This is a genomic window from Paraburkholderia sp. (genome assembly GCF_036488505.1).
Classification (GTDB): domain Bacteria; phylum Pseudomonadota; class Gammaproteobacteria; order Burkholderiales; family Burkholderiaceae; genus Paraburkholderia.
The window spans coordinates 15821-35165 of record NZ_DASXHN010000211.1 but is presented as its reverse complement, the minus strand read 5'-3'; the positions used below and the strand labels follow the sequence as shown (position 1 = coordinate 35165).

General features: G+C 65.8%; 15 protein-coding genes. 5 read left to right on the top strand and 10 right to left on the bottom strand.

The annotated features are described in order from the left end of the window. On the bottom strand, positions 1–1717 hold a 1717-nt coding region (gene dnaE, locus VGH68_RS12965), incomplete at its 3' end, for a DNA polymerase III subunit alpha (RefSeq protein ID WP_331604025.1). Between the two features lie 257 nt (positions 1718–1974). On the opposite strand from dnaE, the gene VGH68_RS12960 reads away from it, so the two are divergent. After that, the gene (locus VGH68_RS12960; protein ID WP_331604024.1) at positions 1975–2838 is read left to right on the top strand and encodes a sulfurtransferase; all 864 of its coding nucleotides are present in this window, start codon (positions 1975–1977) and stop codon (positions 2836–2838) included. A 79-nt stretch (positions 2839–2917) separates the two neighbouring features. Beyond that, positions 2918–3802: a tRNA glutamyl-Q(34) synthetase GluQRS gene (gene gluQRS / locus VGH68_RS12955; RefSeq protein WP_331604027.1), complete on the top strand. Its 885-nt coding sequence runs from the start codon at positions 2918–2920 to the stop codon at positions 3800–3802. Positions 3803–3903: 101 nt separating this feature from the next. Here gluQRS and VGH68_RS12950 read toward each other — a convergent pair whose 3' ends face one another. The 7 genes from VGH68_RS12950 to VGH68_RS12920 all read right to left on the bottom strand — a co-directional run bounded on the left by VGH68_RS12950 (position 3904) and on the right by VGH68_RS12920 (position 11944). Then, entirely contained in the window at positions 3904–5367 is a 1464-nt protein-coding gene (locus VGH68_RS12950) for a DEAD/DEAH box helicase (protein WP_331604022.1), read from the bottom strand. A 542-nt stretch (positions 5368–5909) separates the two neighbouring features. Continuing rightward, positions 5910–7346, bottom strand: a complete 1437-nt coding sequence (locus tag VGH68_RS12945; protein ID WP_331604020.1) for an aldehyde dehydrogenase family protein — start codon at positions 7344–7346, stop codon at positions 5910–5912. Between the two features lie 164 nt (positions 7347–7510). Further along, entirely contained in the window at positions 7511–9163 is a 1653-nt protein-coding gene (locus tag VGH68_RS12940) for an acetolactate synthase large subunit (RefSeq protein WP_331604019.1), read from the bottom strand. A 414-nt stretch (positions 9164–9577) separates the two neighbouring features. Then, positions 9578–9958 carry an MliC family protein gene (locus tag VGH68_RS12935; protein ID WP_331604018.1) on the bottom strand — a complete coding sequence of 127 codons (381 nt, stop codon included), beginning with the start codon at positions 9956–9958 and terminating at the stop codon, positions 9578–9580. Between the two features lie 79 nt (positions 9959–10037). After that, positions 10038–10250: a DUF6726 family protein gene (locus VGH68_RS12930; protein WP_331604017.1), complete on the bottom strand. Its 213-nt coding sequence runs from the start codon at positions 10248–10250 to the stop codon at positions 10038–10040. Between the two features lie 228 nt (positions 10251–10478). Next, positions 10479–11693, bottom strand: a complete 1215-nt coding sequence (gene purT, locus VGH68_RS12925) for a formate-dependent phosphoribosylglycinamide formyltransferase (protein WP_331604016.1) — start codon at positions 11691–11693, stop codon at positions 10479–10481. A gap of 53 nt (positions 11694–11746) precedes the next feature. After that, complete coding sequence (locus tag VGH68_RS12920; protein ID WP_331604015.1) at positions 11747–11944, bottom strand: hypothetical protein; 198 nt, start codon at positions 11942–11944, stop codon at positions 11747–11749. Positions 11945–12027: 83 nt separating this feature from the next. On the opposite strand from VGH68_RS12920, the gene VGH68_RS12915 reads away from it, so the two are divergent. Together VGH68_RS12915 and VGH68_RS12910 are read left to right on the top strand one after the other, a co-directional pair. After that, on the top strand, positions 12028–12564 hold the full coding sequence (locus VGH68_RS12915; RefSeq protein ID WP_331604014.1) for an META domain-containing protein: 537 nt from the start codon (positions 12028–12030) through the stop codon (positions 12562–12564). 252 nt (positions 12565–12816) lie between these two features. Beyond that, positions 12817–16815, top strand: a complete 3999-nt coding sequence (locus tag VGH68_RS12910; protein ID WP_331604013.1) for a DNA translocase FtsK — start codon at positions 12817–12819, stop codon at positions 16813–16815. Between the two features lie 103 nt (positions 16816–16918). Here VGH68_RS12910 and VGH68_RS12905 read toward each other — a convergent pair whose 3' ends face one another. Continuing rightward, positions 16919–18115 (bottom strand): lactonase family protein, encoded by a 1197-nt coding sequence (locus tag VGH68_RS12905; protein WP_331604012.1) that lies wholly within the window; start codon positions 18113–18115, stop codon positions 16919–16921. A 487-nt stretch (positions 18116–18602) separates the two neighbouring features. On the opposite strand from VGH68_RS12905, the gene VGH68_RS12900 reads away from it, so the two are divergent. Beyond that, positions 18603–18755: a DUF3096 domain-containing protein gene (locus tag VGH68_RS12900; protein ID WP_075296265.1), complete on the top strand. Its 153-nt coding sequence runs from the start codon at positions 18603–18605 to the stop codon at positions 18753–18755. 222 nt (positions 18756–18977) lie between these two features. Here the strand turns inward: VGH68_RS12900 and VGH68_RS12895 are convergent, their stop codons facing one another. After that, on the bottom strand, positions 18978–19223 hold the full coding sequence (locus tag VGH68_RS12895; protein ID WP_331604011.1) for a hypothetical protein: 246 nt from the start codon (positions 19221–19223) through the stop codon (positions 18978–18980). Positions 19224–19345 lie beyond the last annotated feature (122 nt).

Sequence of the window (19345 nt, the reverse complement as noted above, 5' to 3'; positions counted from 1 at the left end):
CGAGGATCGTCAGCGTGGTGAGGCCCAGAAAGTCGAACTTCACGAGGCCGACCGCTTCCACGTCGTCCTTGTCGTACTGGCTCACGACACCGCTCTCGTCGCCCTGCGTGTAGAGCGGGCAGAAGTCAGTGAGCTTGCCGGGCGCGATCAGCACCCCGCCCGCGTGCATGCCGACGTTACGCGTCAAGCCTTCCACGCGCTGCGCGAGTTCGATCAGCTGATGCACTTCGTCTTCGTTGTCGAAGCGCTCCTGCAGCAGCGGCTCTTCCTTCATCGCGTCGGCGATCGTCACGAGCTTGCCCGGCTTGAACGGGATCAGCTTCGCCACGCCGTCGGTGAACATATAGCCGAGATCGAGTACGCGGCCGATGTCGCGGACCGCCGCTTTCGCCGCCATCGTGCCGAACGTCGCGATCTGCGACACCGCGTTCGCACCGTACTTTTCCTTCACGTACTGGATCACGCGGTCGCGGCCGTGCTGGCAGAAGTCGATGTCGAAGTCGGGCATCGATACCCGCTCCGGATTCAGAAAACGTTCGAACAGCAGGTTGTAGCGCAGCGGATCGAGATCGGTCACGCCAAGCGCGTACGCAACCAGCGAACCGGCGCCCGACCCGCGGCCGGGACCGACCGGCACGCCGTTGTTCTTGGCCCAGTTGATAAAGTCCGCGACGATCAGGAAGTAGCCCGGAAAGCCCATCTTGATGATCGTGCCGCACTCGAATTCGAGCCGCTGATAGTAAGTCTCGCGCTGCGCGTTACGCTCGGCATCATCCGGATAGAGCTGTTCAAGCCGCTTTTCGAGGCCTTCTTTCGACAGCTGCACCAGGTAGTCGTCGAGCGACATGCCGTCGGGCGTCGGAAAGAGCGGCAGCTTCGGCTTGCCGAGTTCGAGCGTCAGATTGCAGCGCTTCGCGATCTCCACGGTGTTGGCGAGCGCCGACGGAATGTCCGCGAACAGCTCGGCCATCTGCTGCTGCGTGCGGAAATGCTGCTCGGGCGTGAAACGCTTCGGACGGCGCGGATTCGCGAGAATGTCGCCTTCCGAAATGCACACGCGCGCTTCGTGCGCGGTGAAGTCGTCCTGCGTCATGAACTGCATCGGATGCGTCGCGACGACCGGCAGCTTCAGCGACGCCGCCAGTGCGACCGCCTGCTGCACGTACTGCTCGCCACCGGGATGACCACAGCGCTGCAACTCGACATAGAAGCCGCCCGGAAATACCTTCGCCCAATGCCGTGCGTTGCGTTTCGCGGCTTCCTCGTTGCCGGCCGCGAGCGCAAGGCCGATGTCACCGTGCTGCGCGCCCGACAGCGCAAGCAGCCCTTCGCCCAGCCCGGACTCGAGCCAGCCGGCTTCGATTTCCGCGCGGCCGCGATACTGGTTCGTGAGCGACGCCTTGCTGAGCAGTTCGCAGAGATTCAGATAGCCGCCCCGGTCCTTGACCAGCAGCAGCAGACGGGAAGGCTTGTCGCGGTCGTCCGGATTGGTGATCCAGACATCGCAGCCGGCAATGGGTTTGACGCCTTTGCCACGCGCTTCCGTGTAGAAACGCACGAGGCCAAATGCGTTGCCGAGATCGGTGAGTGCGAGCGCACCCTGACCGTCTTTGGCCGCCGCCTCGACGACGTCGTCGAGACGCACGATGCCGTCGGCAATCGAGAATTCGGAGTGAAGGCGGAGATGAACGAAGCGGGGATCTGACATGGGCGACATTGTAACTCCACCATTCCGGCGTGTTCATGCCAAAAAGGCGCGTTGGCCATCCGGCCAGGATGGGTTCGACGGGACGGGCGCACGGGCACGAGTTTGCGCTAGCGCAATCCGCTAGCCATTCCGCCAGGTCGGGCAAACCGCCGGGTTGAGGGATAATGGCGGTTTCGCTTTGTTCGACGTGGCGCCCGTTTGCGCAACCCGCGCATTCCTGCGATAGCGCCTGCCGCCACGCCGGCCATCTTTACCGCTGAACACACATGAGTATCGTCAATCTCGCCGCGTATCAATTCGCGACCATCGAAGACACCGCCGCCTGGCGCCCGCTCGTCACCGAACGCTGCAACGCGCTCGAGCTGCGCGGCACCGTGCTGCTCGCGCCGGAAGGCATCAACCTGTTCGTCGCGGGCGCGCGCGCGAACACCGACGCGTTCATCGACTATATTCGCCACGATCCGCTTTTCGAAGGCAAGTTCGCGACTCTGCAATTCAAGGAAAGCCTGTCGGACAAGCAGCCGTTCACGCGCATGCTGGTCAAGCTCAAGCGTGAAATCATCACGATGAAAAAGCCGGCGATCCGCCCGGAACTCGGCCGGGCGCCGTTCGTCGACGCGCCCACGCTGAAGACCTGGCTCGATCGCGGCCACGACGACGACGGCCGTCCGGTCGTGATGCTCGATACGCGCAATGCGTTCGAAGTCGACGTCGGCACCTTCGACAACGCGCTCGACTATCGCATCGCGAAGTTCAGCGAATTCCCCGAGGTGATCGACAACCACCGCGCCGATCTCGAAGGCAAGACGGTGGTGTCGTTCTGCACCGGCGGCATCCGCTGCGAGAAGGCGGCGATCCACATGAAGGAAGTCGGCGTCGAGAACGTGTACCAGCTGGAGGGCGGCATCCTCAAATACTTCGAGGAAGTCGGCGGCGCGCATTATCACGGCGACTGCTTCGTGTTCGACTATCGCACCGCGCTGAATCCGCAACTCGAACCGACCGCGACCGCCCAATGCTTCAGTTGCCGCGCGGTGGTCACGCCGGAGCAGCAGTCATCGCCGCTGTACGTGGCGGGCAAAACGTGTCCAGCGTGCCATCCGGCCGGCAAGGGCGCGCACGCCGCATGATGGCGGCCGGCGGCTCGGGCATGTGGAAAGACATGCGGGCAGCTCGCGCCGGGCGATGCCCACACTCGATCCTCAAGCGATGAGCTATCGCGGACGCTTCGCGCCGTCGCCGAGCGGGCCCCTACATTTCGGCTCGCTGGTCAGCGCGCTTGCCAGTTGGCTCGATGCGCGCGCGCATCGCGGCGCATGGCTCCTGCGCATCGAAGACATCGACGCACCGCGCACGGTGCCCGGCGCCGCCGACGACATCCTCGCGACCCTCGAACGCTTCGGCATGTCCGCCGACGAGCCGCCGCTCTGGCAAAGCCGGCGCACCACGCGCTATCAGCAGGCACTCGATCAGTTGAAAGCGGCCGGGCTGGTCTACCCATGCGGCTGCACACGCAAGGAAATCGCCGATTCGCTGCTGCACGCCCATGCGCGCAATACCACGCTCGCCTATCCCGGCACCTGCCGCGCGGGGCTGAACGGCAAACCGGCGCGCGCGTGGCGTCTGCGCGTGCCCGACGGCGAGGCGGCCGCGATCAGCTTCGATGACCGCTGGCAGGGCCGGCAGACGCAGAATCTGGCGACCGAAGTCGGCGATTTCGTGCTGCGTCGCGCGGACGATCAGTGGGCGTATCAGCTGGCAGTGGTCGTGGACGATGCGGACACGGGCATCACCCATATCGTGCGTGGCGGGGATCTGATGGAGTCGACCGCGCGGCAGATCTATCTGCAGCGTTGTCTGGGCGTCGACACGCCCGAGTATCTGCATGTGCCGGTGGTCACGAACGAACGCGGCGAGAAACTGAGCAAGCAGAACGGCGCAACCGCGCTCGACAGCGACAAGCCGCTCGAAGCGCTACGCGCGGCGGCACGGCATCTGGGATTGCAGTTGGGAGGCCAGCCGGCTACGACGCTTGAGCAGTTCTACAGCGCAGCAATTGCAGCCTGGGCGAGACAAATGAACGTGCGCGCATAGGCGCGATGTGCACGCGGGGCATGGGGAAGTGACACAGCGCGGCCCCAGGCTTTCGTTCAACGCGTTGCACGTTGAACCTTGCGCTTTCGAAACAACCGTCGTTACGACGACGACGGCGTTTTCCTCGGCATCCCGAACCCACCGAGCAGCGCGGCCAGTTGCCGCTTCGGCGCCGCCTTCTGCGACGCGCCATTGGACGCTGCTTCCTCGACCTTGCGCACCGAAGCCGGTGACGGCTCGTACGGCTTCAGGAAGAAATCGTCTACCGGCTGCGCGCGATGATGGTGCGGCCGGTCATACGAACCCGACGCGCCACCCGTGCGCCGGCGGCTACGCTCGTCGCGCGGCTCGCTGCGCTCGCGGCGCGGCGGACGGTCCTCGTGATGATGGCGCACCGGCGCCTCGACGGTCAGGCGCTCCAGTTGCAGCGGACGCTTGATCAGCTTCTCGATGTCGGCCAGTTGCTTGCGCTCGTTCGGGCTGCACAGCGACAGCGCATCGCCAGACGCGCCTGCGCGCCCGGTGCGGCCGATCCGGTGCACGTAGTCTTCCGCGTTGAACGGCAGGTCGAAGTTGATCACCGTGGGGAGCTCGGCGATATCGAGACCGCGCGCGGCGACGTCGGTGGCGACCAGCGCTTCGACTTCACCGCGCTTGAACGCGTCGAGCGCCTGCATGCGCTCGTTCTGCGAGCGGTCGCCGTGGATTGCGGTCGCCACCACGCCGTCGCGTTCGAGGCTACGCGCGAGCCGGCTCGCGCCGATCTTGCTGTTGCAGAACACGAGCACTTGCTTGAGGCCGCGTTCGCGAATCAGTTGCACGACCGCGCCGGTCTTGTCGCCCTCGGCGACTTCATAGACGATCTGCGTGACGTTGGTCGCGGTCGAGTTGCTGCGCGCGACTTCGATCGTCTGCGGATCGCGCAGATAGGTGGCGGCAAGCTTCTTGATTTCACCGGAGAACGTCGCGGAAAAGAGCAGTGTCTGACGTTCTTTCGGCAGCAGATTCAGAATGCGCTGCAGATCCGGCAGAAAGCCCATGTCGAGCATGCGGTCTGCTTCGTCGAGCACCAGCATTTGCACCTGCCCGAGGTTCGCGGTTTTCTGCTGCACGTGATCGAGCAAACGCCCCGGCGTGGCGATCAGGATTTCGACACCGCGGCGCAGTTGATCCGACTGCGGATTCATGTCGACGCCACCGAACACGACCGCGCTGCGCAGCGCGGTGTGCTTGCTGTACGCGTGCACGTTTGCGGCGACCTGGTCGGCGAGTTCGCGGGTCGGCGTGAGAATCAGCGCGCGCACCGGATGGCGCGCCGGCGACGCGCTCGTACTGGCATGCGGCAACAGGCGCTGGATGATCGGCAGCGAGAAGCTCGCTGTCTTGCCGGTGCCGGTCTGCGCGGCGCCCATCACATCACGGCCCGCCAGCACGACGGGGATCGCTTCCGCCTGGATCGGCGTGGGCGTGGTGTAGCCCGATTCCTTGACGGCTCTCAGGATGTCGGGCGCGAGACCAAATTGATCAAAAGTCGCAATGGTGGGCGTGACGGCTGTGTCGGACATGGTGGCTTTCGCTAAAAATGCGCCTGGCGCGATGCGTGCGGCAGCGGTGGGAACCGCGGAGGGCATCAGGATGACGGCGGAGCCACGGCGTTCCGCACTGGGACCTGTCAGAGTCTGGAGAATGCGGCCGGCTCCGGCTGGCGGAAACACCCGCCGAAAGGCCAGTATTGTAGCACCTCGGCAAAATGGCTCCGGGCGGGTGGGCGGTGGCTTGCGGCCTGGCGCTCGCGGTGGCGGGCCGCCCCGCGGGCCCGGCGGCAGCGACTAGACGGGTTTGGGGCTGCTCGCCAGGTTCGCCGCTTTCGAGGTTCTGTCCCTTTCGAGGTTCTGCCGCTTTCGGCGTTCTGCCCCTTTCGTCTCCGCCATCACGGCAACCCGCGCCGCCGCATGCGAGCCCGCTGCGCATACAACGTAGTGCGCTCGCACGACAGTGACATGACAGACGGGCATGTCGGTGCTTGACGGGGCCACGCCCTACATGCCAACCACGCCACCCCCGCCACAGACCAGCACCCCTCCCGCCACGCGTCCCCTCACGAGACTCACCACGTTTCGCGCATCACCATCAGCCGCATCTCGGTCATATCCTCGATCGCGTAGCGGATACCCTCGCGCCCGAGCCCCGAGTCCTTGACGCCGCCATACGGCATGTTGTCGACCCGGAACGACGGCACGTCGTTGATCACCACGCCGCCCACCTCGAGCACATCCCACGCCCGGTGCGCGTGCGCGAGCGAATCGGTGAACACGCCGGCCTGCAAGCCGAAGTCGCTGTCGTTGACCTGCGCGAGCGCCGCGTCGAAATCGTCGAAACGCTCGAGTATCGCGACCGGCCCGAACGCTTCCTTGCGGTACAGGTCGGTGTCGCGCTGGACGTCTTCGAGCAGCGTCGCCTCGAACATCGCGCCTTCCACCTTGCCGCCCGCGATGATCTTCGCGCCCGCCTGCACCGCCGCCTCCATCCAGCCCGCGAGCCGCTTCGATTCCGACTCGGAGATCATCGGCCCGACGAAGGTCTTCTCGTTTTTCGGATCGCCCATCACGAGCGACTTCGTTTTCGCGATCAGTTTCTCGCGCAGCGCGTCGTAGATGCTCGCGTGCGCGAGTATCCGCTGCACGCCGATACAGCTCTGCCCCGACTGATAGAACGCGCCGAACGCGAGCCTGTCGACCACATAGTCGAGCTTGCCGCCCTGGTCGCCATCGACGACCGCAGCCGCGTTGCCGCCCAGCTCCAGGATCACCTTCTTCTTGCCGGCCTTGCGCTTGAGTTCCCAGCCGACCGCGGGCGAGCCGGTGAACGACAGCAGCTTGAAACGTTCGTCGGTGGTGAACAGATCGGCGCCGTCGCGATGCGCGGGCAGGATCGAGAATGCGCCGTTCGGCAGATCGGTTTCCGCGAGAATTTCGCCCATGATCAGCGCGCCGACCGGCGTGCGGCTCGCCGGCTTCAGCACGAACGGCACGCCCGCGGCGATCGCCGGCGCGACCTTGTGGGCGGTCAGGTTCAGCGGGAAATTGAACGGCGAGATAAACGAGCACGGCCCGATCGGCACACGCTTCACATAGCCGTGATAGCCGTTCGCGCGCGGCGAGATCTGCAGATTGATGATTTCGCCATCGATGCGCACGCTTTCTTCGGCGGCCACCTTGAAGGTATCGATCAGGCGCGTCACCTCGCCTTTCGAATCGTTGATCGGCTTGCCCGCCTCGATGCACAGCGCCAGCGCCAGTTCGTCGTAGCGCTCGCGAAAACGCTTCACGCAGTGTTCGAGCACCGCCTGACGCTTGAACGGCGGGTACGCGCGCATTGCGGGCATCGCGTCGACCGCGTGGCCGATTGCCTTGTCGATCGCTGCGGCGTCGGCCATCGCGACGCGCGTAGCCACTTCGCCGCTGAATTTGTCGGTGACTTCGAGATCGGTGTTGGCGGCCACCGGCTGGTTGGCGAGGTAGTACGGGTAACTCTTCTGCAACATGACGTGTTCTCCTTGGTTCGATGCTCGACGTGGCCGTATGCGCTCGGCCAGGCGGCTCGCGCCGAACGATGCTGAATCACGGCATGGCCAGCACCGGCCATGCCGCTCCGTTCAAAGCCCTACGACTCGTATCACGCCGCGCTCACACGGCGCTAAATCAACGCTCAAAGGCGCGCGGACAGCCGTTTGATCTCGCGATTGAGCACGCGCTCGTTGTCCGTGTAGTCGATCGGCAGGTCGATCACGTGCACGCCCGGCGTCGCGTAGCATTCGCGCAGCAACGGCGCGAACTCGTCGGCGGATCCGATCCGGTGTCCCTGCGCGCCGTAGCTCTGCGCGTACGCGACGAAATCCGGATTCGCGAGCGTCATCCCGTAGTCCGGGAAGTTCATGTTTTCCTGCTTCCAGCGGATCATCCCGAATGCGTCGTCGCGCAGAATCAGGACCACCAGATCGAGCTTCAGACGCACCGCCGTTTCGAGTTCCTGCGAATTCATCATGAAGCCGCCGTCGCCGCATACCGCGATCACCTTGCGCTCGGGATGCACGATCTTGCTCGCGATCGCCGACGGCAAACCCGCGCCCATCGACGCCAGCGCGTTGTCGAGCAGCAGCGAATTGGGCTCGTGCGCGCGGTAGTAGCGCGCGAACCAGATCTTGTACATGCCGTTGTCGAGACAGACGATGCCGTCGACCGGCGTGGTCTCGTACACGTCGTTGACGATGCGCACCGGGTACATCGGAAAGCGGTCGTCGTGCTGGCCCTTCACCAGATGCGCCTCGAAGTGCTCCTTGATTTCCTTGAAGCGCGCGAAATCCCAATGCTCCTGACGCTTTTTCAGGCTTTCCTTCAGTTGCCACACCGCGTTGGCGATATCGCCGACCACCTCGATCTGCGGGAAATACACCGGGTCCACTTCGGCGCCGAGGAAGTTCACGTGAATCACGGTCTTCTCGCCCGCCTCGCCGCTGCGCATGAAGAACGGCGGCTTCTCGATCACGTCGTGGCCGACGTTGATGATGCAGTCCGCGTGCTCGATCGCGCGATGCACGAAGTCGCCGTCGGAAAGCGTCGCGTTGCCGAGCCACATCGGATGCGATTCGTCGATCACGCCCTTGCCCATCTGCGTGGTGAAAAACGGAATGCCGATCTGGTCGACGAATTCGCGCAGCATCTTGGTGGTGGTCTTGCGGTTGCCGCCCGCGCCGATCATCAGCAAAGGATGCTTGGCCGCGGTGATCGCCTCGACCGCATGCGCGACCGCCTTTTCGTCGGCGACCGGACGGCGGCTATAGCTTTTCGGAATCGGCTTGCCGTCGCCTTCCTCGTGCGCGACGTCCTCGGGCAGCTCCAGATGGGTGGCGCCGGGACGCTCTTCCTCGGCGCGCCGCACCGCCTCGCGCACCGCCGCCGGGATGTTGCCGATCGATACGATCTGGCGCGTGTACTTGGTGAGCGGCTCCATCATCCGCACCACGTCGACGATCTGGAAATGGCCTTGCTTGCTCGACTTGATCGGCTTCTGCCCGGTGACCATCAGCATCGGCATGCCGCCTAGTTGCGCATAGGCCGCGGCGGTCACGAAGTTGGTCGCGCCGGGGCCAAGGGTCGCGAGACACACGCCCGTGCGGCCGGTGAGGCGCCCATAGGTGGCGGCCATGAAGCCGGCCGCCTGCTCGTGACGCGTGAGGATCAGACGGATTTTCGAACGGCGCAGCGACTCGAGCAGATCGAGGTTCTCTTCGCCGGGGATGCCAAACACGTACTCGACACCGTCGGCTTCCAGCGATTTGACGAATAGGTCCGATGCTTTCATTGAGGGGTCTCGCTTGATGACACAGGGACAGGTAGCGGACTTAAGCCGACGAGCGCAATACATGGGTCGGATCCGCTGCTTTACCATCAGAGTCCGGGAACGGACAGCCAGAAGACGACCACGGAGGCCGCGCTCGGATCATGACACGGGCCGCGCGGCATCGCGGAGATGGATGGCGAATGCCATGCCGGACAGCTTACTACTCGAATCGAAACGATGCGCGCGAGAGGGCGCCGCTGTGGGGCGCCTATGCGGCGGCGTATGAAGCCGGGTGGAGCGGCAATGCGCAAGAAAGCCTGAATGCGCGGTGGAACACATGGTGGCCCGCGAGGCGATCAGCGCTGCAACCCGCGGCGCGAAAAGAAACGCAAGGCCGTGGGATCAGCAGCCTCCGCACCGGCTCCACGTGCTGGATCAGCGGATCACGGTCACGCAGTCGGACAGCAGCGGCGGCGCGTTTTCGCCGCTCGTCGTGTCATATAGATTCGCGCGCGGCCCCTTGGTCCACCACGTGTAGCTGCCGGCCTGATATCTCGCGCCGGACGCGGAGATCGTGTTGACGAACAGCATCGGCGTGCCCTTCACCGGCAGCACCGCGAAACTCTGACCGTTCTGCGCGTTCCAGTAAGTCACCTGGAGGATCTTGCCGGTCGCGCAAGTGTATTTGCGCGTTTGGTGGCTCTTGCCTTCGAAGTGCCTGAACTGCTGCGGCGCTGCCCATACGTCGTCAGAAGGCGCCGCGGCCAGAGTCATCGTCAGCGCCGCCGTGAGAGTTGCAACACGCCAAGTCTTCATCGAACACCTCGATTGTTGCTGGGTTCAGCCACGCACCGCGCACTGTTCGCAAGCCGCACGGGGTGCAGCCGCGCATCGATCAGGGATCGATCGCGCCAGCGCACGCATCGGTCGGCGCGGCGGCCACGTGCCCGACCACCGGCACGATCTTCAGTCCGGCCGATGCGATCCGGCACGGCGCGGCCGCGAGACCGCAGCCCGCGATTCCCGCGCACAGCGCGAATAGCACGCCGAACGCGCCGAGACGGCAAGCCGTGCCGCACCAGGAATTGCTGCGCGATTCATGTGCCATATCTTCGTTTGCTCCGGGTCTTTTACTTCGGGTCTTACGCTTCGGGTTCTACCTTGGGCTTTTACTGCCCGTCTTACTGCCCGTGTTCTACTTCGGTCGGCGCCGAGCAACGAGGCGGACTGTCCTTGGACTTTCATCCAGATGGCGTGTGCGGGTCTACGAAGCACCGACGCAGCGGCGCGCATACCGCACCGCTCAACGCCGCGCCTGCGGCAACTGACGCTCGCCTTACTTCGCCGACACCGGCCGCACCGCCGCCGCAGCCTGTTGCGCGCGCGAACGTGCTTCGTCGATGTTCTCGCCGGTCGCGAGTGCAACGCCCATGCGGCGCTTGACGAAGCTCTCCGGCTTGCCGAACAGGCGCAGGTCCGAGTTGGGCACCGCCAGCGCTGCCGCGACGCCTTCGAACGCGATGCCCGCTTCGTCGCGCCCACCGTAGATCACCGCCGACGCCCCCGGCGCCAGCAGCGACGTGTCGACCGGCAGGCCAAGAATCGCCCGCGCATGCAGTTCGAACTCGGAGAAGCGTTGTGAGCACAGTGTGACGAGCCCCGTGTCGTGCGGACGCGGGCTCACTTCCGAAAACCACACGTCGTCGCCGCGCACGAACAGTTCGACGCCGAACAGGCCGCGGCCGCCGAGCGCCGCCGTGACCTCGTGCGCAATCTCGCGCGAGCGTTCGAGCGCGAGCCGGCTCATCGGCTGCGGCTGCCACGATTCCACGTAGTCGCCCGCGACCTGCAGGTGGCCGATCGGATCGCAGAAGTACGTGCTGACCGCGCCGCTCGCCGGGTCGATCGCGCGCACGGTCAGCTGCGTGATCTCGTATTCGAAGTCGATAAAGCCCTCGACGATCACGCGCCCGTGATTCACGCGGCCGCCCGCCAGCGCGTATTGCCAGGCGGGCTCGACGTCGGCGTCGCTGCGCAGCACCGACTGCCCCTTGCCCGACGACGACATCACCGGCTTCACGACGCACGGATAACCGACCTTCGCGATACCGGCGCGCAGCTCGTCGAGCGAATCGGCGAACGCGTACGGCGAGGTCGCGAGCCCCAGCTCCTCGGCGGCGAGGCGGCGGATGCCCTCGCGGTTCATCGTCAGTTGGGTCGCGCGCGCGGTCGGGATCACCTCGGCGAGCGCTTCGGCTTCGATCGTCGCGAGTTCGTCGGTGGCGATCGCCTCGATTTCGGGGACGATCAGATGCGGGCGTTCCTGCTCGACCAGTGCACGCAGCGCGGCGCGGTCGGTCATGTCGATCACGTGCGAGCGATGCGCGACCTGTTGGCCCGGCGCATTCGGGTAACGGTCGACGGCGATCACTTCGACGCCCAGCCGTTGGAGCGCGATGATCACTTCCTTGCCGAGCTCGCCCGCGCCGAGCAGCATCACGCGCGTCGCGGATTCAGAAAGGGGCGTGCCGATCCGTTGGCCGATCTGCATGGGGTCTCCAGATAAAAGTCGGGGATGACAGTGTGATTGGACAGGACGCGATGTTAACATGCTGGCCCCTCGCCGCGCGGCGGTGGCGGCGCCTGACTGCAAGCGCTGGCGGGCTCGCAACGGCGCACGATCAGCGCATGCCGCGCGCACGCGAATGCGCCCGCCGGGGCGCGCACCTTCGTAGTCGACCATGCGACCGTCGCGCCGCCGCCAGCCATCGCGCGCGCGGCCAGCACAGGGTCGATTTGCATGCGGAACACGGCTGCGCTCCATATGTAAACACCCCTTGGTACGTTACCCTTACGCCTTCGCCAGTTTGAAGAGGATCGACGCCATGCCCAACCGCTCCACCCCGCGACGTCTTGCGCGCTTTGCTCCGTGTTTGCGCACCGCCGTCGCCACGTTGAGCGTCGCCGCTCTGCTCGGCGCATGCGCGATGCCGAAGCATCCGGAAACCTCCGCTCCGCCGCCCGATCCGTTCAACCCGGCCGCCGCGCAACTGCTCGACAATACCGGCTGGGTGCTGAATTCCTGGAAACAGGCCGACGGCACCGCGCGCGCGGTGCCGTCGAAGGATCAAGGACCGCTCACGCTCGCGTTGTCCACCGAAGGCGGCACGCGTCACGCGAATGGCTTTTCCGGCTGCAACCGTTTCACGGGTTCTTACACGCTGAAGGACGGCAAGCTGAGTTTCGGCCCGCTGGCCACCACGCACATCGCGTGCGCGTCGCCGGGCGGCCAGATCGAAGCACCGTTTCTCGACGCGCTCGCGCATATCGAGCGCACCGGTGTGCAGATGCGCCCGCCACAGCAGATGCAATTGATCCTCGAGAACGGCGACACGCTCGTGTTCGACCGCGCCGATCGGTGACGCGCATCCGGGTCCTGCGTTCAGCTTGCGCCCGCGCCGTACGGACGTTCACGTGATGGTTCGTGTTGCGATCTATCGCGCGATGTGCGCCGGCTTCCCCGGCACGCGTTATGTCCCGGTGACCGACCGTGCGCCGGTGCGCTTTTTCATTCGCCGCAAGCACACTTGCGTCGGTCCCCGGAGCCTCGCGCTTCGCCGGTTTAAACTCGACGGGTTGCGCGATCGCGCGTCCGTCATTCGCAGATGTCTGGTATGCACACGGTAGTGTTGGGCTGGTTCGGCGGGTCGGCCGTCTGGTTTGTTCCTCTTTTTTGGCGCCTCGTGAAGTCGGTGCTGCCGGGCGGTGCGGGTTTGCGCGGCCCTGGCACGATCCGCCTGTGGCTCGGCTTCGTCTGCGTGCTGCTCGCCAGTTGCACGCTCGAGGCATCGCTGATCGGCGTCGCGGGTGTCAACGGCCTCGGTCACGCGCTCGCCGCGGGGCTCGGCCATCTGCTCGGCCATATCGGCACGCCGCTCGCGGCGCTGGCGCTGCTGCTCATCAGCGTCCCCTGGCTGATCGACTTTCGCTGGAGCGGCTTTGCGGTATGGGCGGACGGTGCGTTCGGCCTGGGCCTGTCGCGCGGGCTCGCGAAGCGCGACGAGCAAGCGCGCCGCCATCGCACCGCCGACGACGCCCTGCCGTCGCACGCTTCGACGCCCACCAATACGATGGCGCCGAAAAACAGCAGCGGCCGTTACGCGCGGCCGACGGTCTGGCGGCCGCCCGCGAACCGGCGGCCAGCGGCAACGGGCGCGGCCGGCGTGACGGCCGCCAACGATGTCGCAGCGCGCGGGGCCACCCCGGGCTGGCGCGCAGACAGTCGGACCGGCGCGGCCCGCGCGACGGCAAAGCCGGTCGAGCCGGTGTTGCGCACAGGGTCGATTGCGTCACCGTCCACGGCGGCTTCGATGCGCACGCAGGCGCCCGGCATGCACAAGGCGGCTGACGGGACAGCCAACCGTGCGAACTCACCGTTCGTGGCGGCCGAACCCGTGGCGCCGGCCGGCTGGCTGCGCGCCGCCGAAGCGCGTGCGGCCACACCGTCGACGGGTGCGGCGGGGGCCTCACGTACAGCAGGTACAGCAGGTGCAGCCAGCGCCGCGACCGGCGATCGGGCATCGCAGGCGGGCCGGCGCTCGCTCGGCGAGCCGCGCCCAGCCGGCACCTTCGGCTCCAGCGCCGCTCTCGCGGCGACGGCCGCCGCCGCGTCGGGCGTGTCCGCCAGAGCGGCGCAGGCAATGACCGCGCGATCCGCATCAGGTGCGGGCATCGGTGCGATTGCGGGGTCGATCAATACAGCGGCGCGCGGCAATCGGGCGTCGCCGCAGCAACGGCCGGGGGATCCCGCTACGCCGTTCAGTCGCGGCGCGGAGCCGCGCCCACCGTTGCCGGCCGGCACCCGCGCCAACGGCGTCACGCCGCCGTCAACGGCGCGCCAGCTCACGCCCGAGTTGACGCGACAGATCGCTGGCGCGCCGAACGTCACGCCACCCCAGAGCGTCGAGGACACGCTGCGCAGCATCGCGGAAAACGCCGCGCGCTGGACCGACATGGCCGGTGCCAGCCTTGCACGCAGTCGCGGCGCGGATGAAGCGAGGATCGCCGACGCGGCGAATGCGGGCACGCACGCGGCGTTCACGGTACCGCAGCCGAACGGCGATGTGCCGCTTGTCGATGAAGCCGGGACAGTTCCCGCGGACCACCCGCAAGCGCCTTTCCAGCAGCGCTTCGAGCACGCGGCGGCGACGCCGGAACAGTCGCAAGCTGATACCGGGCGGGCCCGCTTGACGGACGCCAACCTGACGGGTCCGCAGCCGACCGCCGCGGTCGATGCGCCTGACGAGATCAGCGATGAGTCCGTTGCTCAATGGCCGACCCAGCCGCCGGCTATTCATGCGGTGTCGACGGCCGCCGACGCAACATCCACGCCATTTCAGCGTTTCGCGGCGAGTATCGAGGACGACGCCGCGCCAGAAGACGCCGCGCAGGTCGAAATCGAATCTACGGAACCGGCGACCGCGGCAGGCCGCCATGTGCCGATCAGCGACACGATCGCAACGCCAGTCAGCGGAACGGCCGAACACTCGCCCGTCAGCGCGGAAACGACGACCGCATCCGCCCACGCGTCGGGCGAGAGTCCGCGGCAGGAAGAATCCGCACCGGCGGTCGAGCCGCTGGACACCGTCGCCGCGGCATCAACGCAGCCGGCGATACCCGTCGCCGAAATCGTCATCGATAAGGCGCTCGTGCATTGGGAAAGCAAGCTCGGCGCTGTCGCGGCTCAACAGGCGGGGTCTTCGTCGAACGTCTCGCAGCCCGGCGCGCAGGTGCCGTCGCCGCATCTCGCGAGCGAACCCGTGGTACAGGCGCCCGCACCGGCAGCAGTGCCAACACCCGAGCCGGCGCACCCGCCGCACGCACTGGCCGCGCCCTCGCCCACGGCGCCCTGGCTCGATCGAAATGAATCGACGTCACCCGCGTCCGCGCCTGCGGCCTTCGCGCCCGCACAGACAGCGCCAACAGTCCTCACAGCGCCGGCCGCGCCGGCACCATTCGCGACACCCCCATCGCCAGCCATTCACCCCACAGGCGAACCCGCAAGCGAACCCGCAACCGAACGACCCGTGCCGCCCGCCGCCGAGCCCGCCGCCGAGCCCTCCCTCCAGCCCGCTCCGCTGCGCGGACACGCGCCGGTCAACGGCTTCGAATTCCACGCGCCGGCCGCGTCGATGGTCGAACTACCGACGCTCGATCTGCTCGCCCCCGCCGACACCGACGTCGAACCCGTCTCCGAGCAAAAGCTCATCGAAACCGGCCAGTTGATCGAGCAGCGCCTGCAGGAATTCAAGGTGCCCGTGACCGTGGTCGGCGCATCGGCGGGGCCGGTCATCACGCGCTTCGAGGTCGAGCCGGCGCTCGGCGTGCGCGGCAGTCAGATCGTCGGTCTGATGAAGGATCTGTCGCGCGGCCTGGGTCTCACGTCGATCCGCGTGGTCGAGACGATCCCCGGCAAGACCTGCATGGGCCTCGAACTGCCGAACGCGAAGCGTCAGACGATCCGCCTCTCGGAAATCCTCGAAGCAAGCGTCTACCAGAATTCGCCTTCGCAACTGACGCTCGCGATGGGCAAGGACATCACCGGCCATCCGGTCGTCGCCGATCTCGCGAAGGCGCCGCATATGCTGGTCGCCGGCACGACCGGTTCGGGCAAGTCGGTCGCGATCAACGCGATGATCTGCTCGCTGCTCTTCAAGGCGACGCCCGAGGAAGTGCGGCTCATCATGATCGATCCGAAGATGCTCGAGTTATCGGTCTACGAAGGCATTCCGCATCTGCTCGCACCGGTCGTCACCGATATGAAGCTCGCGGCCAACGCGCTGAACTGGTGCGTCGGCGAGATGGAAAAACGCTACCGGTTGATGTCGGCGGTCGGCGTGCGCAATCTCGCGGGCTTCAACCAGAAGATCCGTGACACCGCGGCGAAGGGCAAGAAGCTCGGCAACCCGTTCTCGTTGACGCCCGAGGCGCCCGAGCCGCTCGCGCCGCTGCCGCTGATCGTCGTCGTGATCGATGAGCTCGCCGATCTGATGATGGTGGCCGGCAAAAAGATCGAGGAGCTGATCGCCCGGCTCGCGCAGAAAGCACGCGCGGCTGGCATCCATCTGATTCTCGCGACGCAGCGGCCGTCGGTCGACGTGATCACCGGTCTTATCAAGGCGAACATTCCGACCCGCGTGGCGTTCCAGGTGTCGTCGAAGATCGACTCGCGCACGATTCTCGACCAGATGGGCGCCGAATCGCTGCTCGGTCAGGGCGACATGCTGTTCCTGCCGCCAGGCACCGGCTACCCGCAGCGCGTGCACGGCGGGTTCGTCGCCGACGACGAAGTGCATGCGATCGTCGAGTATCTGAAGCAGTTCGGCGAACCGCAGTACGAGGACGGCATTCTCGACGGCCCGGCCACCGACGGCGGCGCGGCGCAAGACCTGTTCGGCGACGCGCCGGATGCGGAGGCCGATCCGCTCTACGACGAAGCGGTCGCATTCGTCGTGCGCACGCGGCGCGCGTCGATCTCGTCGGTGCAGCGGCAGTTGCGCATCGGCTATAACCGCGCCGCGCGTCTGGTCGAGCAGATGGAAACGGCCGGTCTCGTGTCGGCAATGAGCATCAGCGGCAGCCGCGAAGTGCTGGCTCCCGGGCCGGCCGAATAGCGGCCAGCGGCAGCGGCGCACGGTTGATCGATCAAGCGATGGCCCGCGCCGCCACATGAAAAACGGACCGCGTCACATCGTGAGCGGTCCGTTTTTCATTGCGTCACGACGGCGACACCAGCTTGAAATCGACGGGCGAGCCAAGCTCGAAGTGCTGCTTCGGCGTCGGGTCGAGCAGGCCGGTGCGCTGATCGCGCTTGAACACGTACACCGTGTCGCTCAGCTGATTGCCGACGATCAGCCAGTTGCCGGTCGGATCGATCGCAAACTCGCGCGGCGACTTGCCGAGGGTCGACTGACGGCCGATCTGCTTCAGATGTCCATTGGCCGGATCGACCGCGAAAACCACGATCTCGTTCGCGTCGCCGCGATTGGACGCGTACAGGAAGCGCCCGTCCGGCGACAGATGAATCGCCGCCGCGCCCACTTGGCCCTTGAAGCCCGGCTCGGTGAGTGCCGGCGTCTGCACGAGCTTCAACCTGCCGTCGTGATAATCGAACGTGCTGACCGTCGCGGCCAGTTCGCTGGTCAGATACGCATGCTTGCCGTCGGCGCCGAAGATCAGATGCCGCGGGCCCGTACCGGCTTTCTGCTGCGTGTAGGCCCAGTCGGTGGCGACGAATGGGCCGGAGCCGGGCGCAGTGCCGCCTTGTGCCGTGTAGCGGTACGAGTAGAGCTTGTCGGCGCCGAGATCCTGCGCGAACAGATAGTGCCCGTCGGGAGAGAACACCGTCGAATGAACGTGTGAGTTGTCCTGTCTGCCCTTCACCGGACCGCCGCCCTCGTGATGCACGGTCTGCACCGATGTGCCGACCTGGCCATCGGCCTGCAGCGGAAACACCGCGAAACTGCCACCCGGGTCGGAGGCGACCGAATAGTTCGCGGTCAACAGATACTTGCCGTCCGGCGAGATGCTCAGGTACGCCGGATCATTGCCATCCGACGACACCTTGTTCAGAAACGTCAGTTGCCCGCGCGCGGCATCGAAGCCGAACGCGCTGATGCCACCGCGCTGCGTGGCCGGACCGTTATCGCCGGGCAGCTCGTTGACCGAATAGACGAAACGGCGGTCGCGGCTCACCGCGAGGAACGACGGATTGACCGTGCGGGCGACCGATACCTGGGTGGCGGCGCCCGTCTTCGTGTCGAAGCGGTACACATAGATGCCTTCGCTTTTACCGCCGGTATACGTGCCGACCAGCATCGTATAGACGCCGTCCGCGGGGACCGGGCCAAAATCTTGCGCATACCCAGGCGCACCAACAACAATGGAGACCATAAGCACGAAACCTTCTATCATCGAACGGGCTGCACGCAGCGGGACGCGCGGGGTTGTGCGCGCTGAAGGGCACAGCGAAGCGGGCAGTAAAGCCGGCTCCGCAGCGCAGCGATCAGCACGATCAGCGCCATCCGCACCATCTGGAGATGAACCGGGAACAGAAGCAAAAGCAAACACGGAAGCAGGAACGGAAGTCGAAAGCTGGCGCACGGCAACACGCCCGGCGGCTCGGCGACTACGAAGCATGGGACCTCCTCGACATCGATTCTGTGGTGCAAGCGGTTGTAAGGGTGTGGTCTGCCGCGCAGCGAGGCGATTATTCTGCGTTGTTATAGTCGGAGTCAGTATAAAAGCGTTACGCCGGATCATGCAGGGTATCTGCCCGGCGCATGACCCTTCGCATGGCCAACGCATGACCGGCAGCGAGGAGTTTGCGCCGGCGGCCATTGTCCCGCGCGACGGGGCGTTTTTTCACTCGCGTTTTACGCGTCTAATCTACGGAGCTTTCATGAACGTAACACTGAGCCTGGGCCCGCTCGTATCGCTGATCGCCGGCATTCTGATCCTCATCATGCCGCGCCTGTTGAATTACATCGTCGCGCTCTATCTGATCATCATCGGCGTCATCGGCATCTTCGGCGTGGGGTCGTCGCACCTGTGAGCGATACAAGACCCGAGACCAGGCGCGCGTCTTGCATCTGATATCGGCGCGTTTGCGACAGCACGCTCGCGAACGCGCTCGTGCGGACGTACCGCACCGACGTCACGCTGCGGCAAGCGCGCCGCATCGCGACCGGTGGGAAATGACGCGATAGGTCGTCGTGCCGCGAGGAAAGCTGAACGAATGCGCGTCGAGATGCGTCACACACCTCGACGCAGCCGTTCAACCGTTCGCAAGCTGGTCGAGCCGCAGCCGTCCCTGCAACGACAGTGCGCCGACGGCATAATGGCCCGACTCTTCCTCGTAACGCCGGAAGCAGGCCCGTTCGGTGAGAAAGGACGCGGCAGCCAGCATGCCGTTGCGGGTCAGGCCGAGCCGGCCGTGATCGAGTGGCAGCATTGAATCGCCAGCGAGTTCGCTGGCGGCCGACAGAATCGTGATGCAATCGGATTTCGAAGGGTTCAGCATAGCTTTCGTCCTCGGAAACGGCGTCTGCATACGCCATGAGCAAGGCCGATTCGCAGTCCGGCGCGCACCGGACATCGGCATGAGATCTGATTTTAAGCACGGATTTGACAATTTACCAACCC